Here is a 16343-nt window from a genome sequence, read left to right as displayed (position 1 = left end):
GGGGTGGCGATGCCCAAGGGCAGTCTAAAGGCTGCGGTCCAGCTTGGTGGCCAGGTGGATCAAGCTTTCGGAGGAGCGGACGCCACGGGCCTCGCCGATCCGGTCGATGGTTTCGTCCAGTGCGGTGGTGGTCTGAGCAACCACCTGGGCCAATAGATCAAACCTGCCGGATGTCGTATGCACCACCTCTACCCCCAAAAGGCTGCGCAGGCGCGACAGAACCTCGGGACCGGAGCGCGGCTCGATCGAGATCAGCACCGTGGCCTGTAGGGGCGCGCGCTCAACCGCGGATTGGCGCAGCGTATAGCCTGCGATGACGCCGCTGCGTTCCAGTCGTTCGATACGTGCCTGTACCGTGGTACGCGCCAGCCCCAGGGCGCGGCCCAACTCTGCCACCGGGCGACGGGCGTTGTCACGCAAGAGGGCCAATAACTGTTGGTCTGTTTCGTCGATTTTCATGTTTTTGCCTGCGATCTGGCGAAATGTTTCGTCACTTTAGGCAAACTGCCGGGCGAAAGCGATGCAAAATCAGCGCAAAATAGTCAAAACAATAGAGGCTTTCCCGATGCAGCAGATTTCCCCGCTTTGGCTTGACCCTGAAACTCACCTGGCGCGCCGTCAGCCGGATCACCCGATCCTGTATTTTGCCCCCCAGGTGCTGCACCAGACGGCCAAGCGGTTCATGGCGGGCTTTGACGGGCTGGTGACCTATGCGGTCAAGGCCAATCCGCACCCGGCTGTATTGTCTAATCTGGTGGCGGCGGGGCTCAACGCCTTTGATGTGGCCTCCCCCGGCGAGATGGCAGCGGTGCGCGCAGCCAGCCCTGATGCGGTGCTGCACTACAACAATCCGATGCGATCCGAGGCCGAGATCGCGGCCGGTATCGCCTATGACGTGGCCAGCTGGTCAGTGGATGAGCTGTCCGAGCTGGAAAAGCTGGATGCGGTGCCGCGGGATCGCGAAATCGCGGTGCGCTTTGCCCTGCCAGTGGGGGGGGCTGCCTATGATTTTGGCAGCAAATTTGGCGCCGCCCCGCAAGAGGCCATCGCCTTGTTGCAGAAGGTCGCGGCCGGGGGCTGGACCCCGTCGCTGTGCTTTCACCCCGGCACCCAATGTGAGGATGCGGCGGCCTGGGTTGAATATATCCACGCCGCCAAACGCATTATTGATGAGGCGGGGGTCCCTGTTGCCCGGCTGAATGTCGGCGGTGGCTTTGCGGCCAATCGCGATGGGGTCGCGCCAGATTTGGAGGCCGTTTTTACCGCCATTCGCGCCGCAACAGCCGCAGCCTTTGGAAGCGGCGCGCCGCAGCTGATCTGCGAGCCGGGCCGGGCGATGGTGTCAGAGGCGTTTACTCTGGCGGCACGGATCAAGGGCCTGCGCCGGGATGGCGAGGTGGTTTTCCTCAATGACGGGATCTATGGCGGGTTGGTCGACATCCGCGACATGGGGTTGCCGGGCCGGGTCGCCGTGGTCAGCGCCAAGGGCGAACACCGCTGCGCACCGGGGCGCCCAAGGGTGATATTTGGCCCCACCTGCGACAGCCTGGACCGTTTGCCCGATGGCCTGGAACTACCGACAGACAGCCAGATGGGCGACTATGTGCTGTTTCCTGGGCTTGGCGCTTATTCCTCCGCCATGAGCACGCAATTCAACGGCTATGGGCTGTCTGACGTTGCAACTGTGATAGAGCTCTCTGGACAAGCGCTGCGCTAGGGCTAAGGTCCCCTAAAAGCACTAGCGTAGCGCGAATAGGGGGCGAGCATGGAAAAATTTGGAAAGAGTCAGCCGGTCAAACGGGTTGAAGATGTTCGGTTCCTGACCGGCCATGGGAATTACCTGGAAGACTGCGCCCCGGATGGGGCGCTGCGTGCCTGGGTGTTGCGCAGCCCCGTTGCCCATGGCGAGATTACGGCGTTGGATGTCGCAGAGGCCCGCGCCGCTGAGGGCGTGCATATGGTTGTCACCCTGCAGGACCTTCAAGCGGCGGGGCTGATCACGACCATGGATGCCACCGTGGTGAAAAATCGTGACAAAAGCGATGGCGCGGCGCCGGAACGCCACATGCTGGCCAATGGTCGGGTGCGTTTTGTCGGCGAACCCATTGCGGTGGTGATTGCCGATACCCTGGAACAGGCCCGCGACGCCGGAGAGCTGATCGAGGTGGATATCGCGGATCTACCGGTCAAGCTGGACCTTGAGGCCGGGGGCGAACCACTGCACGCCGAAGCGCCAGACAACAAAGCCTTTGATTGGGGCATGGGGGACGAAGAGGCCACCAAGGCAGCCTTTGATACCGCAGCCCATACTGTATCGCTACAGGTGGCGGACAACCGGATCATTGTGAACGCGATGGAGCCACGCGGCTGTTTTGCCAGCTGGGAGGCGGAGCGGCTGCATTTCACCTTTGGCGGCCAGGGCGTCTGGGGGGCCAAGAGCCAGCTGGCCGCCAAACTGGGGCTGGAAGAAGACGCGGTGCATGTGATGACGCCAGATGTTGGCGGCGGCTTTGGCATGAAGGCCATGACCTATCCGGAATATTTTGTCGTCGCCCATGCCGCCCGCGCCCTGGCGCAGCCAGTGTTCTGGATGTCTGACCGTACCGAAGCCATGCTGAGCGACAATGCCGGGCGGGATCTGACCTCGCTGGCGGAACTGGCCTTTGACGCGGATCTCAAGATTACTGCCTATCGGGTGCAGACCCGTTGCAACCTTGGCGCCTATAATTCGCAGTTTGGCCAGCCCATTCAGACCCAGCTGTTCAGCCGGGTTCTGACCGGGGTCTATGATATCAAGACCACCTGGCTACAGGTGGAGGGTATCTATACCAATACTACCCAGGTGGATGCCTATCGCGGTGCGGGCCGCCCCGAGGCAATCTATGTGCTAGAGCGGCTGATGGACCGGGCGGCGCGGGAGCTGGGTGTCGACCCGTTCGAGCTGCACCGGCGCAACTTTATCGCGCCAGCCCAGTTCCCCTATGCCACCGCCACCGGCGAGAGCTATGATGTGGGTGATTTTGCCATGATCCTGTCACGGGCCTGCGAAGAGGCGGATATGCAGGGCTTTGCTGCTCGCCGCAGTGCCGATGTGGCCAATGGAAAACTGCGCGGCGTTGGCCTGTGTTACTATATCGAAAGCATTTTGGGCGACCCTTCCGAAGGTGCGGAAGTCGAATTTCTGGAGGACGGCAGAGTGAATATCTACGTGGGCACGCAAAGCAACGGGCAGGGGCATGAAACTGTCTATGCCCAGTTCCTTGCGGATCAGACGGGTATTCCGGCCGACAAAATCACAACCATTCAGGGCGACAGCGACCGCATCGCCAAGGGCGGCGGTACCGGTGGGTCGCGTTCGGTGACGACACAGGCCAATGCGACACTGGCCACGGTCGAGGTGATGGTTGCGGCCTTTGCGCCCTTTCTGGCTGATGAAATGGGCGTCGAGGCAGAGGCTGTCCACTTTGATGGCGAGACCTTCCGTGCGCCGGGATCCAACCTGACACCATCGCTGCTGGAGACAGCAGAGATGGCCCGCGCGCAGGGGCGCGTTGATTTGCTACGTCACACAGCGCGGGCGCAGCTGCCGGGGCGTTCCTTTCCAAACGGGGCCCATATCGCCGAGGTCGTGATTGATCCCGAAACCGGGGTTTCCGTGGTGGACCGCTACACGGTGGTTGATGATTTTGGCAACCTTATCAATCCGATGCTGGCTGAAGGTCAGGTGCATGGCGGCGTGGTGCAGGGCTTGGGCCAGGCGATGATGGAGCATGTGGTCCATGACGAAGATGGCCAGCTTCTTACCGCGACCTTCATGGACTATGCCTTGCCGCGTGCGGCCGATGTGCCCATGATTGACTTTACCTCCGAACCGGTGCCCTCCACCCAGAATCCAATGGGAATGAAGGGCTGTGGCGAGGCGGGGACCGTTGGTGCCCTGGCCGCTGTCGCCAATGCGGTGCAGGATGCCACCTGGGACAAGGGGTTGCGGCAGGTGGATATGCCGTTCACCCCACTGAAACTATGGGAAGCGTTGAGGAATGGGACTAAAGCAGCTTGCTAATGATCTGCGCAGATGGCTGGGGCTTGGCTGGCTTGGACGGCCCCTGCGGTCCGAGCATTCTGGCGAGGCAAAGCTGCGCGGGCCGCAGGCCCATGTGATCATTCTGGATGGCACCATGTCGACGCTGGAGCCCGGACAAGAGACGAATGCCGGCCGTCTCTATCAGATGTGCCTTGAAATGAGTGGTGAGGTGTCCGTTTTCTATGAGGCGGGCGTGCAGTGGACGGGCTGGGCCAGCGCGCCGGATGTTATGATGGGCCGGGGCATCAACCGGCAAATCCGCCGGGCTTATGGCTATCTTGCGTCGCGCTATCGTCCGGGCGACCGGATCTATCTGCTGGGGTATTCGCGCGGTGCCTATGCGGTGCGTTCACTTGCCGGGGTGATCGGCGAGGTTGGCCTGCTCAAGGCGGAACATGCGACCGTGCGCAATATCCGTACGGCCTATCGCCACTATCAACAGGCAGGGTCACCGCTGGTGGCAGAATCTTTTCGCAAGGCATATTGCCACCCTGAGACCCAGATCGAAATGATTGGTGTCTGGGATACGGTCAAGGCGCTGGGCCTGCGGTTGCCCCTGCTGTGGCGCTTGGCAAAAAGCCGACATGCCTTTCACAACCACGAACTGGGCGCGCATGTCAAAAATGGCTATCAAGCCCTTGCGCTGGACGAGACGCGCAATGTGTTCCAGCCGGTGCTCTGGGTCGGCTCGGAGCGCTGGAAGGGGCATGTCGAACAGGTTTGGTTTCACGGCGCACATGGGGATATTGGCGGTCAACTGGGCGGATACGAAGAGGCGCGCCCCTTGGCCAATATTCCGCTGGTCTGGATGCTGGAGAGGGCCGAACATTGCGGCTTACCCCTGCCGCGGGATTGGCGCATGCGCTTTCCGGTGGATCCAAAGGCGCCGTCGGTTGGCACCTGGAACGGGTGGGGCAAGATCTTTTTGTTGCGGAGCAAACGGCAGGTGGGGCTGGACCCTAGTGAACGTCTGCACCACAGCGTGCGCGATGTTACGCTGTCAAAAAAGCCGACAGGCTGGTTTGCCGGGCAGACTGGAAACGCGCCTTAGCGCTACCCGATCCCCCGGCGACCTGCGCAGTCTGCGCTGCCGCAGGCCGTATGTATAGGCGGGGCCCGGCAGGTAATGTACGCTCAGGTCTTTTTGCCGGTCATATTCATCACAATGCAGGTGGTCGATCCGGTGGCGTAAAGCTTGCCGTCGTCAACGCCGCGCAGTTCCCCATGGGCGACCCCGGTTGAGCGGCCAACATGGTCGATAACGCCAATGCAATCCACTGTGGTGCCCAGCGGAACAGAGCGCAGGATGTTGATCTTGTATTCCAGGGTTGTATAGGCTGAACCCTTTGGCACGGCTGTCATCACCGCGCAGGCCATGGCGCTGTCCAGCAGGGTGCCGTACCAACCGCCATGCACCGTACCCATTGGGTTGGTGACTTCAAACCGGGGCGTGCCGCGAAATACCGCGCGTCCTTCGCTTACCTCATGCAGGGTATACCCCATTTGGGCGCCAATTGGCGGGCCGGGCAGGCGGCCATCCAGAATGGCTTGCATGAACTCCAGCCCCGAAAGCTGTACGATCTGGTCCATGGTCGGAAGGTCGGCGGGTGATTTTGCGATCGGCATGGCGTGCCCTCTGTATTTACAGCTGAAGAAGCTGCGCCCCAGGGGTAATCCCCTAGAGCACATAGCTTTTTCAATGACAGTATCGGGCAGGAACGATCGGCAACAAGCCTTACGCTACGTTCTCGAGCGAGACCTTGGGAGAGAGCCCGAGGGCAAAGCAGACATCGCGGGTCAGCTCGGGGCGGTTGAGAGTGTAGAAATGCAGTTTCTTCACCCCTTCGTCGAGCAGGTCAGAACACAGTTCGCTGCAGATCGCCGTGGCCAGCAGATCCGCGCGGTTGTCGCGGGTGGCTTTTTCAAAGGCGTCATCGACCCAGGCCGGGATCACGGTGCCGCAGCGTTTTGCAAAGTTGCGCGCACCTTTCCAGTTTTCGATCGGCAGGATGCCCGGCACCAGCTTATCCCCATCAATGCCGGCCTTCGCGCAGGCGTCACGGAAACGCAGGAAGGTCTCCGCCTCAAAGAAAAATTGGGTCAACGCCTCATCGGCACCGGCGTCCAGTTTACGCTTGAGCCAGTCAACATCCGCCTGGGCATTTGCCGCTTCTGGATGCGGATCGGGATAGGCACCAACGCGCAGGGAAAATTTGCCTGTGGCGGCCAGCGCCTCGATCAGGTCCACCGAATTGGCAAACCCATCAGGATGGGGCACAAATCTGCCGGTATCCTTGGGGGGATCACCGCGCAGCGCCACGATTTCGGTGACACCCACTGCGGCAAAGTTTTCCGCGATTTCCAGTGTTTCGGCGCGGCTTGCATCCACACAGGTCAGATGCGCTGCCACATTGAGCCCAGAGCTGCCATGCAGGGTTTTCACAGCGTCGCGGGTCAGGTCGCGGGTGGTGCCGCCCGCCCCATAGGTGACCGAGACAAAGCGCGGATCCAGCGGTGCCAGGGTCTGTACCGTATCCCAAAGTCGAAAAGACGCCTCCAGAGACTGGGGGGGGAAAAATTCAAATGAAATCTCAGGGCTCGTCATTGCTGTGCTCTCCGTAGGATTTGCCTCTTGTTGCACGTGCAGCATTGTGAGACAATTTCATAATTCTCAAGAACAACATGAGTAGATCTGAAGTCATGCATATCGAGTTTCGCCACCTGCGTACGATAAAGGCCATCCACGAGGCCGGCGGATTGGCTCGGGCGGCTGAGCAGCTCAACATCACGCAAAGCGCATTGAGCCATCAAATCAAAGGCCTGGAAGATCAAGCTGGGGTCGAACTTTTCAAACGCCGCTCCAAGCCGATGAAATTGTCGGCGGCGGGGCTGCGGTTGCTGCGGCTGGCCGAACAGGTGCTGCCCCAGGTTGAGGCGACCCTGGCAGAGTTTTCCTCTCTGCGCGACGGCCACACAGGACGGATGCACATCGCCATTGAATGTCACGCCTGTTTCGAGTGGCTGTTCCCCGTACTGGAAGCCTTCCGCCAGAGCTGGTCGGATGTTGATGTGGATATTCGTCCCGGTCTTGCCTTTGACGCGCTGCCAGCCTTGCAAAAAGAAGAGGTCGATCTGGTGGTCTCGTCCGATCCCGAAGATATACCAGGTGTCGAGTTTATCGAGCTGTTTGATTACAAAGCGGTGTTTGTCGCTTCTGCACAGCACCCGCTGGCCCAGAAGTCTTTTGTCGAAGCCGAGGATTTTCTTGATCAGACATTGATCACCTATCCGGTTGAAAAATCGCGGCTGGATGTGTTCAGCCAGCTGCTGACCCCGGCGCGGGTCGAACCGGAAAGCATTCGTCAGGTAGAGCTGACTGCAGTCATCTTGCTGTTGGTGGCGTCGAACCGGGGCGTTTCGGTGCTGCCGGACTGGGTGGTGCGCGAGGTGAAATATTCCTCGGATTATGTCACTCGCCCGCTGACCAAGGCCGGAATTACCCGCCGTCTTTATGCGGCGATCCGCAGCGAAGATCGCGAAAAGCCTTATATGAAGGAACTCATTCGCCTGGCGAAGGTCGAGGCCCGCAAGCTACAACAGCAGTAGCTGGCGCGCTCCTTGAATTGGCTGCGGACACCAGGGCCCCCGGTGCCCGCAGAGATTTTCTGTATCAGATCAGTTTGACGATCTGCTTGCCGGTGTTGCCGCCGTTCAGCATCGCCATAAAGGCGGCTGGGGCGTTCTCCAGCCCTTCGGCGATGTCTTCGACAAAACGGATCTCGCCTTTGGCGACCATTGGGGCGACCTCTTTTAGGAACTCGGGGTAGCGATCAAAGTGGTTCGAGATGATAAAACCTTTCACGGACAGGAACTTGACCAGGATATTGCGCCAGATGTTTGGCCCGGTAAGCCCTGCTTCCTTGGCACCTTCGCCCAGCCCCCCGGCGTTGTACCAGGCAATCATGCCGCAGATCGGAATGCGGCCATTTGGATTCATCAGCGGCAGAACTGCCTCTAGCACCTTGCCGCCGACATTCTCGAAATAGATGTCGATGCCATTGGGGCAGGCCTCTTTCAGGTCCTTGCGCAGGGCGCGGGCATCGGCATAGGCGCGGTGATCGAGGCAGACATCAAAGCCAAAGGTATCAACGGCAAGCTTACATTTGTCGGCACCACCGGCGATGCCCACAACCCGCAGTCCGGCCTGTTTTGCCAGTTGCCCGACCATTGAACCCACCGGCCCGGTTGCGGCGGCCACCACCAGGGTTTCGCCTGCCTGCGGGCGCCCATAGGCGGACAAGCCATGCCATCCGGTAAACCCTGGCATGCCCAGAACGCCAAGCGCCGCCGTGATTGGCCCCTGTGCGGGATCAATTTTGCGCAGCTCTTTCGCGGGCAGGCAGCCGTGGCTGGCCCAGCCAAACATCCCAAAGGCAAAATCACCAATCTGGAAATGCGGGCTGTTTGAGGCAATGACCTCGCCGACGGCACCGGCCTCCATGCGGCCACCGATGGGCACCGGGGCGGCATAGGATTTCGCATCGTCCATACGACCGCGCATATAGGGATCCAGCGACATATAGTGCAGCTTTACAAGCACTTCGCCTTCACCGGGTTCGGGCAGGGCGACTTTTTCCAGCCGGAAGTTTTCTGCCACTGGTGCGGCCTCGGGGCGGCTGGCCAAAACGATCTGTTGCATTTCACCGGTCATCTCTGTCTCCTTATTGTGGTCGGGCGCAGCTGTCGCCTGCGCTGAGAGCGTTTTTTGAACTCTGTCGTTCAGTTTGGCTTTTGACAACTGTAGAGCTACTGTGACCCAGCGGAAAGCCCGACTGGGATCTGGTGCAGCCAGGGCCTCTGAGCTTGATTTGATGCGCTATTGACCCTTGGCAAATGGAGGCTTGCCGCGTATAGGCACGGTTTGACCGACATCTCCCCGAGCACAACAGGATCCAGCAGACATGATTGGCAGCGCAAACCTCAATGTGATGATCAAAGCGGCCCGCAAGGCTGGCCGGTCCCTGGCAAAAGACTTTCGTGAGGTTGAAAACCTGCAAGTCTCCCGCAAGGGCCCTGGAGACTTTGTGTCCAAGGCGGACATCGCTGCCGAAGCGATCCTGAAGGAAGAGCTGATGGGCGCGCGCCCTACTTATGGCTGGCTGGCGGAAGAGGGCGGCGAAATTCCTGGCGACGATCCAACCCGTCGCTGGATTGTCGATCCGCTGGATGGCACCACCAACTTTTTGCATGGTCTGCCGCATTGGTCGATCTCCATCGCGCTGGAACACAAGGGCAAGGTCATCGCTGGGGTGGTCTATGATCCCAGCCGGGATGAGCTGTTCTTTGCTGAAAAAGGCGCGGGTGCCTGGATGAACGAAAGCCGGATCCGTACCTCGGGTCGGCATCGTCTGATCGAATCCATCTTTGCCACCGGACTGCCTTTTGCGGGCCGTGCTGACCTTCCCGATACCCTGCAGGATCTGGCCCGCCTGTTGCCCGCCTGTGCCGGTGTGCGCCGCTTTGGCTCTGCTGCATTGGACATGGCCTATGTGGCTGCAGGTCGTTACGATGGCTTTTGGGAACGCCGCCTGAATGCCTGGGATCTGGCCGCGGGCATCATCATCGTGCAAGAGGCTGGCGGTCTGGTTGAAGCCATCAACCCAAGCGACAGCATTGTGGAGTGCGGCGAAGTTGTCTGCTCCAACGAGCCGATCTTTGAAAGCTTTGCCAAGGTTGTACGCGCCTGATTGCTTGCTTTTTCGCCCAACCACTTTGGCGCTCCATGGCTATGCATAGTGCGGGTTTTCCGAACCTGGCGAAACAGAGATGAAACCTATTACAAAAGCGCGCCCTTTGAGGCGCGCTTTTTCGTTGTATGCTGCCGGGACTATTTCCCCCAGGGGCCGGGACGCCGCCGTTTGCGGGGCAGGCGCGGGATGCGACTGGCACTATAGGTATACTGGGTTGGCGGATTGGGCGGCAGGCCATGGGTGCGCGACCAAAAGGCCGGTCCGCCAAGGCGTAACCACAGCGGCAGCATCAGCACTAGCCCCACCGCAAACCCACCGGCATGGGCCCAATAGGCAACCCCGCCCTGGTCGGGATCCGAACCCAATCCGCCAAAGATCTGCAGCGCCAGCCAAAGCCCCAGCATCAATGCGGCAGGCACGGTGACGACACGGAAAAAGATGATTAGGATCAGTAGGATATCGACACGCGCCTTGGGGAAGAGCAATAGGTAGCCCCCCATTACCCCGGCAATGGCCCCCGAGGCCCCAACCGTGGGAACCTGCGAGCCAGGCGCGGCCAGCACATGGACCAGCCCGGCGCCGATGCCGCAGGCAAGGTAAAAGGCCAGAAAGGGCAGGTGCCCCATCTCATCCTCGAGATTGTCACCAAAGATCCAGAGAAACAGCATATTGCCGCCCAGATGCATCAGCCCGCCATGAATGAACACAGAGGTAAGCAGTGTGGCAGCCCCTTCACCACGGGCAAGATTGGCAGGGATGATGGCGTAGCTCTGATAAAACTGCATCAGGGCGCGGGGATCATTGCTCAGGCCGGAATACATCAGATAGGCCAGAACATTGGCGGCAATCAGCCCATAGACCACATAGGGTGTACCGGCTGAAGGGTTATGGTCACGCAGCGGAAACATGGCCCGACGCTGAGCCGATTTTGGCCCAGCGTCAAGGGGTTATCAGCGCACCAACCCGGAACTGGGGGTCAGGCTGCGCCGCCCAGAAGCGCCGCATTCCCGCCCGCGGCAGTGGTGTCGACACAGACATGGCGTTCTGCCAATACGCGGGCGCGATCCGGCAGACCGGGAATCAGGGGTAAAATGGGACCGTCCCGCATGGCCAGGCTGCGCTCGATCTCGGTAGCGGTTTCGCTGTCACCCCACCACAGAACCCCTGCGATGCCTTCGACCTGTTGCAGCTCTTGCACGTTCAGCGGACCCTGTGCCTGCAGCGCGGTACCGCCAAGATCGATTACCGCCTGCACCTGCGCAGCCACCGTCTGCACCCCAGGCCCCAGACAGAGCAGTGGTGCGCGGGGCAGGGTGGTCAGCCGGTTCGATTCCCCCGTGGGGCCGGGCAAGGTGGTGGTGACGCTGGGTCCCGGCGTGCCGGTTGGCTTTGCGCGCGACAGCGGCACTGGGGCGGTCGTCTCCCAGTCATCACTTGGCGTCTGGCGGTCTGGTGCACAGAACCTGGCCAGGTAGTTTGGCCCCCCTGCCTTTGGGCCGGTGCCCGAGAGACCTTCGCCGCCAAATGGTTGGCTGCCGACAATCGCGCCGATCTGGTTGCGGTTCACATAGACATTACCAGCGTGAATGCTGTCGCAGATATGTTGCACCCGATCATCAATGCGGGTGTGCAGGCCAAAGGTCAGCCCGTACCCGGTGGCATTGATATCAGCGATGACCCGGTCCAGATCTTTTGACTTGAACCGCGCCACATGCAGGACCGGGCCAAAGATCTCTTGTTCAAGGTCGCCAATACGAGAGACCGAAATCAGCGTCGGGGCAACAAAGGTGCCAGCCTGCGGGGTGTTCACCTCCTTGAGCACCCGACCCTCGGCGCGGGCCTGGTCGATATGGGCCAGGATGACCGCGCGGGCATTGGCGTCGATTACCGGGCCGCTGTCGACCTCCAGGTTCCAGGGGTCACCGAGGTGCAGCAGATCCATCGCGCCTTTCAGCATGGTCAGCACAGCGTCGGCGATGTCTTCCTGCAGGTAGAGACAGCGCAGTGCCGAACAGCGCTGGCCCGCAGATTGAAAGGCGCTTTCGACGATGGCCTGTACCGCCTGTTCCGGCAGGGCGGTGCTGTCGACGATCATCGCGTTCAACCCGCCGGTTTCAGCGATCAGTGGTGCACCCGGTTGCATGTGCTCTGCCATGCTGGAACGGATGCGCAGGGCGGTCGCGGTGGAACCCGTAAAGGCGACGCCATGCACCCGGCGATCTGAGGTAAGGGCGGCACCGACAACCGCACCGGCACCGGGCAGAAATTGCAGGGCGGTGCGCGGCACCCCGGCTTCGTGCATCAGGGAAATGGCGCGATGGGCGATCAGTGGTGTCTGTTCGGCTGATTTGGCCAGCACCGCATTGCCAACGGCCAGCGCCGCTGCGATCTGCCCCGAGAAAATCGCCAGAGGGAAGTTCCAGGGTGAGATACAGGTGAACACACCGGCGGGTTCCGCATCGGGAATGCGGGCGGCGTAGTAGCGCAGGAAATCCACCGCCTCGCGCAGTTCGGCCACGGCGTCGGGCAGGCTCTTGCCGGCCTCGCGCGCCAGGATCGCAAAGAGCTCTGCATAGTTTTCCTCAAACAGATCGGCAGCGGTATTGAGAACCGCAGCCCGCTCTGCCGCGCTGGCCTGCCATGGTGTGGCGGCCTCAAGGGCGGCCTCTACGTCGGCGGCGCTTGACGGGGTGACCTGGCCGACATTGGTGAAATCCGCAGGGTTGGACACGTTTTCGGGCTGTGAGGGGGTTATCTCGGCGGCAATCAGCGGCTCGGACAGCCAGCTGTGCTGACGCCAGGGGTCGCGGTCTTCTTCGATCCGGGCGAGGGTCGGGGCATGGCCCAGGTCAAACCCGATGGAATTGGGGCGTTCCGGCGCGAAGAGTTCAGGCCCGGTGGGAATGGTATTGGCGCAGTCCGCGGCGTCCAGAAAGGGATCGGCCGCGACGATTTCAGGCGCCACATCTTCATCGACGATCTGGTTCACAAAAGAACTGTTGGCGCCGTTTTCCAGCAGACGCCGCACCAGATAGGCGAGCAGATCCCGGTGCGCGCCCACGGGGGCATAGATGCGGCAACGGGTCTGGTTCTGTTCCAGCACCATATTGTGCAGGGTTTCGCCCATGCCATGCAGGCGCTGGAATTCATAGCTGTCGGCATCGCCTGCCATGTGCAGAATGGCGCTGACAGTATGGGCGTTGTGGGTGGCAAACTGCGGATAAATCCGGTCTGTCATACCCATCAGTTTGCGGGCATTGGCAATATAGGACACATCGCTCAGCGCTTTGTTGGTGAAGACCGGAAAGCCATCGACGCCCTCGACCTGGGCCAGCTTGATCTCGGTATCCCAGTAGGCCCCCTTGACCAGGCGGACCATAAAGCGGCGGTCGTGTTTTTCCGCCAGATCATAAAGCGCATCAATCACCAGCCCGGTGCGCGGGCCATAGGCCTGTACCACGACACCAAAGCCTTCCCACCCGTCCAGCGATGGTTCGGAGACCACCGCCTCTATCACCTCAAGCGAGAGCGACAGGCGGTCTGCCTCTTCGGCATCGATGTTCAGCCCCATATTGGCCGCCTTGGCCAGCAGTGCCAGCGCTTTGACGCGCGGCACCAATTGTTCCATGACGCGGCCTTCCTGGGCCAGCTCATACCGGGGGTGCAGCGCCGAGAGCTTGATGGAAATGCCGGGATTCTTGCGAATGTCATCGCTGTCACAACCGGCCGCAATTGCCGAAATCGCCTTGGAATAGGCCAGATGATAGCGGGCGGCATCCGCCTCGGTCCGGGCGGCTTCTCCCAGCATGTCGTAGGAATAGGTGTAGCCCTTTGCCTCCATGCCGGCGGCACGTTTCATTGCTGATTCAATGGTTTCGCCCAGAACGAACTGGCGGCCCATTTCCCGCATGGCGCGGGCTACGGCAGTGCGGATCACCGGCTCGCCCAGGCGTTTGATGGCGCCGCGCAGGGCTCCGACCGGGCTGCGATCTTCATCCAGTACCTTGCCTGTCAGCATCAGGGCCCAGGTCGAGGCATTGACCAGCGAAGAGGATGAATGGCCCAGGTGTTTACCCCAGTCAGAGGGGGCAATTTTATCCTCGATCAGGGCGTCGATGGTATCGGCATCCGGCACCCGCAACAGGGCTTCGGCCAGACACATCAGGGCGATACCTTCATCGGTGGACAGGCCATATTCCGCCAGGAAGACCTCCATCAAGCCAGGGTTGGAATGGCTACGGATGTCGCGCACCAGGGCAGCGGCGCGGGTGCAAATCGCCGCGCGATCGGCCGCGCTAAGCGCGGCGGTACTACACAACTGATCAAACATATCCTGTTGATTGACATAGGTTCCGGCATCAATCCGGTCACGCAATTTGCTGTGCAGGTTCATCTTGAGGCTCCATTCTTTTGCGGAGGGTGTTTTGCTAGCTTTACTGTCTTTTATTCGGGACAATCTCCCGAAGGTGTGGCAAAACGGGATCAATCGTATCGCAATTTTGGTCAGAGGCAGGCTGAATGGATTTATCTGATCTGGATCGGTTCGACCGAGAGATTCTCAATGTACTGGGGGGCGATGGGCGTCTCTCTATTGCTGATCTAGCGCGCCGGATCGGCCTGTCAAAATCGCCGACCCAAACCCGGCTGCGTCGGCTGGAGCTTGGCGGCATCATCACCGGGTATCGGGCGCAGATTGATCCCATTCGGCTGGGGCTGGATCATATCGCTTTTGTGGAGGTCAAGCTGGAAGACACCCGCGAGGCGGCGCTGTCAAAGTTCAACGCTGCCGTGACCCGCATCCCCGAGATTGAACAGGCCTATCTTATGGCCTCTCATTTTGACTATCTGCTGCGGGTACGCACGCGGTCCATGTCGGCCTATCGGCAGGTGCTGGGCGAAAAAATTTCCTCTCTGCCCTATGTGGCTGCAACCTCGACCTATGTTGCGATGCAGGCGGTCAAGGAGGACGCGGGCCTGGCACCGATTTAATGCCTGCCTGCGCCCGGTAGGTGTGACGCAGCCTGATCGAGTAGATCAACCCAGGTGGCCATCTGTGCAGGGCAGGCCCGCTGGCATATCCGTAGCTTTGCGCGCAAAAAGTTGATTTGCCAGCCCAGGCTTGGTTTTGCAGTCTGTCTGTATGACCTGTGCTGATGCTCTTTCCGCTCTGTTGTCTTGTCCAGCAGCTTGGCTGCGCTCTCGTCTCGTGCCGCGCGGGCAGCCTTTTTGGTCCTGCTGCCTCTCTCTCTTTCTTGTGGCGCCTGTTCTGACGGCAACTGCGGGGGCAGGGCTTGCCCGTTGCCCCTCTGCCCAGGATCATTCCGCCGCCCTGGATGCGCTGATTGCAAAGGTGCAGCGTGCGTCTGATGAGGCCGAGGCCCAGGCCCTGTTCAATCAGATGTGGGCATTTTGGGCGGATGCGCCGGATGCCCAGGCTCAGGCGATCCTGGATCGCGGCATGACGCGGCGCGCTGCCTACGATTTTGTCGGTGCGCTGGCGGATTTCGACAGGCTGATCGCCTATTGTCCTGCCTATGCCGAAGGCTACAACCAGCGGGCCTTTGTGCATTTCCTGCGCCAGGATTTTGCCGCCGCCCTGCTGGATCTGGATCGCGCGCTGGCCTTGTCACCGCGCCACGTTGCCGCCCTTAGCGGTCGCGCCTTGGCGCTCTATGGTCTGGCCCGCCTGCCAGAGGCGCGGGATGCCTTGGGGGAGGCCCTGCGGTTAAACCCCTGGTTGGCAGAGCGCAGCCTGGCCCTGCAAGGCGGCCCCCTGGCACCGGAAGCCCTTGACAAGGTGACGCCCGAGGGCAGCGAGCTTTAGGGGGGGGGCTCGCCCAGGCTCGTCGATCCCGCTCGGTGTGTTTGCAGATAGGCTTTGCAGCAGTACGAAAAATGCTCGTTCTGCGAGAAAAACGAATTGTGCCCCAAGGGTTAGGCCGTTAGATATTTGAACCAAGGCGCCGACCTGTTCTGTGCCTTGGTTGCGGGCGTGATGGAATGGTAGACATACCAGACTTAAAATCTGTTGGGCCTTGTGCCCGTGTGGGTTCGAGTCCCACCGCCCGCACCACTACTTTCCATAATATTCATAAATATCAGCGTCTTGATGGATGTTTGTTGATTTCAGGCCACCTTTTGGTCCACCTTTTGGAAGCGGCTTAACTTTCAATGAGGTTTTAATTTCAGGGGGGCTGACGGAATGACACCGAAATGTGGCCCTGCATTACTTTTTTGAGGATTTTTTCAGGCAACATGAGCCGCTGATTCAAGAACGCGCTCGTCAACTCCATATGCATTAGCAGTCTGAAGAGGAACGGAACAGCTCAGTGTCAACAGTACGTTACTTCGATACAGTCCTAACCAGCCACAAACAGAGGTAGGCCGCTGTTGATTGTCACTGAGAACTGACCCGGTATGCCGATAAATTGTCACTGAGAATTGACCCATGTGAACACACTGCCCCGACGGTTTTCGTTGGGGGGATTGGGAGTGATAGACATGGGATT

The 16343-nt window shown here is 60.3% G+C and carries 13 protein-coding genes and 1 tRNA gene; 8 read left to right on the top strand and 6 right to left on the bottom strand.

The genetic code is table 11. The features are described from left to right. Positions 1 to 24: 24 nt before the first annotated feature. Positions 25 to 459 (bottom strand): Lrp/AsnC family transcriptional regulator, encoded by a 435-nt coding sequence (locus P2081_RS00070; protein ID WP_278920845.1) that lies wholly within the window; start codon positions 457 to 459, stop codon positions 25 to 27. Positions 460 to 565: 106 nt separating this feature from the next. Here P2081_RS00070 and P2081_RS00065 point away from each other — a divergent pair, with 106 nt between their 5' ends. The 3 genes from P2081_RS00065 to P2081_RS00055 are packed head-to-tail and all read left to right on the top strand — an operon-like array spanning position 566 to position 5135. After that, positions 566 to 1717 carry a type III PLP-dependent enzyme gene (locus P2081_RS00065; protein WP_278920844.1) on the top strand — a complete coding sequence of 384 codons (1152 nt, stop codon included), beginning with the start codon at positions 566 to 568 and terminating at the stop codon, positions 1715 to 1717. A gap of 48 nt (positions 1718 to 1765) precedes the next feature. Then, positions 1766 to 4063 (top strand): xanthine dehydrogenase family protein molybdopterin-binding subunit, encoded by a 2298-nt coding sequence (locus P2081_RS00060; RefSeq protein ID WP_278920843.1) that lies wholly within the window; start codon positions 1766 to 1768, stop codon positions 4061 to 4063. After that, positions 4041 to 5135 (top strand): T6SS phospholipase effector Tle1-like catalytic domain-containing protein, encoded by a 1095-nt coding sequence (locus tag P2081_RS00055; protein WP_278920842.1) that lies wholly within the window; start codon positions 4041 to 4043, stop codon positions 5133 to 5135. The genes P2081_RS00060 and P2081_RS00055 overlap by 23 nt, the downstream gene beginning before the upstream one ends. A gap of 83 nt (positions 5136 to 5218) precedes the next feature. On the opposite strand, the gene P2081_RS00050 is transcribed toward P2081_RS00055, so the two are convergent. Both P2081_RS00050 and metF read right to left on the bottom strand, forming a co-directional pair. Beyond that, entirely contained in the window at positions 5219 to 5710 is a 492-nt protein-coding gene (locus P2081_RS00050; protein WP_278920841.1) for a PaaI family thioesterase, read from the bottom strand. Positions 5711 to 5819: 109 nt separating this feature from the next. Further along, a complete protein-coding gene (gene metF / locus P2081_RS00045) occupies positions 5820 to 6689 on the bottom strand; it encodes a methylenetetrahydrofolate reductase [NAD(P)H] (protein ID WP_278920840.1) in 870 nt (289 codons plus the stop codon). A 95-nt stretch (positions 6690 to 6784) separates the two neighbouring features. Here metF and P2081_RS00040 point away from each other — a divergent pair, with 95 nt between their 5' ends. After that, on the top strand, positions 6785 to 7690 hold the full coding sequence (locus P2081_RS00040; RefSeq protein WP_278921431.1) for a LysR family transcriptional regulator: 906 nt from the start codon (positions 6785 to 6787) through the stop codon (positions 7688 to 7690). Between the two features lie 64 nt (positions 7691 to 7754). On the opposite strand, the gene P2081_RS00035 is transcribed toward P2081_RS00040, so the two are convergent. Further along, entirely contained in the window at positions 7755 to 8795 is a 1041-nt protein-coding gene (locus tag P2081_RS00035; protein WP_278920839.1) for an NADPH-dependent curcumin/dihydrocurcumin reductase, read from the bottom strand. A gap of 250 nt (positions 8796 to 9045) precedes the next feature. On the opposite strand from P2081_RS00035, the gene P2081_RS00030 reads away from it, so the two are divergent. Beyond that, on the top strand, positions 9046 to 9831 hold the full coding sequence (locus P2081_RS00030; RefSeq protein ID WP_278920838.1) for an inositol monophosphatase family protein: 786 nt from the start codon (positions 9046 to 9048) through the stop codon (positions 9829 to 9831). Positions 9832 to 9971: 140 nt separating this feature from the next. On the opposite strand, the gene P2081_RS00025 is transcribed toward P2081_RS00030, so the two are convergent. Together P2081_RS00025 and putA are read right to left on the bottom strand one after the other, a co-directional pair. Further along, complete coding sequence (locus P2081_RS00025; RefSeq protein ID WP_278920837.1) at positions 9972 to 10742, bottom strand: rhomboid family intramembrane serine protease; 771 nt, start codon at positions 10740 to 10742, stop codon at positions 9972 to 9974. Between the two features lie 68 nt (positions 10743 to 10810). Beyond that, positions 10811 to 14227, bottom strand: a complete 3417-nt coding sequence (gene putA, locus P2081_RS00020; protein ID WP_278920836.1) for a bifunctional proline dehydrogenase/L-glutamate gamma-semialdehyde dehydrogenase PutA — start codon at positions 14225 to 14227, stop codon at positions 10811 to 10813. Positions 14228 to 14352: 125 nt separating this feature from the next. Here putA and P2081_RS00015 point away from each other — a divergent pair, with 125 nt between their 5' ends. The 3 genes from P2081_RS00015 (at position 14353) to P2081_RS00005 (ending at position 15907) form a co-directional block, all read left to right on the top strand. Then, positions 14353 to 14823, top strand: a complete 471-nt coding sequence (locus P2081_RS00015) for an Lrp/AsnC family transcriptional regulator (RefSeq protein ID WP_232400714.1) — start codon at positions 14353 to 14355, stop codon at positions 14821 to 14823. A 265-nt stretch (positions 14824 to 15088) separates the two neighbouring features. Further along, complete coding sequence (locus tag P2081_RS00010) at positions 15089 to 15658, top strand: tetratricopeptide repeat protein (protein WP_278920835.1); 570 nt, start codon at positions 15089 to 15091, stop codon at positions 15656 to 15658. 162 nt (positions 15659 to 15820) lie between these two features. Further along, positions 15821 to 15907, top strand: a tRNA-Leu gene (locus tag P2081_RS00005). The last annotated feature ends 436 nt before the right edge of the window (positions 15908 to 16343 follow it).

The sequence above is a fragment of the Pseudophaeobacter profundi genome (assembly GCF_029697505.1).
GTDB lineage: Bacteria > Pseudomonadota > Alphaproteobacteria > Rhodobacterales > Rhodobacteraceae > Pseudophaeobacter > Pseudophaeobacter profundi.
Note: the sequence above shows the minus strand (reverse complement) of the source record. Positions and strands in the feature narration are given on the sequence as shown.